This window comes from Pseudomonas sp. PDM26 (genome assembly GCF_019219185.1).
Taxonomy (GTDB): Bacteria; Pseudomonadota; Gammaproteobacteria; order Pseudomonadales; family Pseudomonadaceae; genus Aquipseudomonas.
Genome location: NZ_JAHUWC010000037.1, coordinates 1 through 954 on the forward strand (window position 1 = coordinate 1; position 954 = coordinate 954).

1 pseudogene is annotated in these 954 nt (G+C 62.4%); it reads left to right on the forward strand.

Going from position 1 to position 954, the window contains the following annotated elements:
• Positions 1-903 (forward strand): annotated as a pseudogene (locus KW849_RS30970) (DUF2235 domain-containing protein); the annotation flags it as partial.
• Between the last annotated feature and the right edge of the window lie 51 nt (positions 904-954).

Sequence of the window (954 nt, forward strand, 5' to 3'; positions counted from 1 at the left end):
AATGAGCTGCTAAAGTCGGGACGCGGGGTGTTCGCCAACGTGTTGCAGGCCGGGCGCTTTGGCCTGACAACGGACTTCGACCCCGCCGTGGACGTCAGTCTCAACCTGATCGGACTGTTCGACACCGTCGCGGCGATCATGGGCGCGGACCTGAGCGTGGCCAATGACGACAACCCGGGGGTCAACCTGTACCTGCCCCCCGGTTGCGCCCGCCAGATCATCCAGTTGCAGGCCCGGGACGAGCACCGTGTGAATTTCGCCCTCAACAGCGTGGTCCACGGTCATCGGCAAATCAGTCTGCCCGGCGTGCACTCGGATGTCGGCGGTGGCTACTTGCCGAGAGCCCGGGAGCGGTTATGGGTCACGGCGCCGCAGCGGATCGGTGTGTCGGTCTATCAACGGCCGGAGTCGCACCCAAAATGGAAGCAACTGCACGCCCAGGCGCGAGTCTTGCGTGAATACGGCCTGGCCGGCGACGGCAGCCTTGAGGTCAAGGCCTTGCCGATTCCTTCAGTCCCGCGTGGTCCGTCTGAATCCAAATTGGATGAATACTGGTTGGTGCTGGTACTCGACCGCCCGGTGCGTGGTGAATTGGCGTTGATTGCCCTGCGCTTGATGCGTGAACTGGGGGTGCGCCATGGCGTGCCGTTCAAGAATCTGGAGGCACGGCCTGATTGGGCTCTCCCGGAGGAATTACGCCCCATCGCCGAACAAATCCTGGCGCAAACCCTGGCAGGCAACGAGGTCAGCCTCGGTCCCGCCGAGGAGTGTTTGTTGCGCAGTCGCTACATTCACCAATCCGCTCACTGGACCCCTCGTGCGGGTCTGCTGATCAACAAACCGGCGCCGAACAAACAGCGCAACGTCTACCCCAATCAGCCGCAGAAGGGGTATCCGCAATGAAGCGATTGAGCCTGCTGATCGGACTGCTGTTGAGCTTGTGTGCCTGCGCCA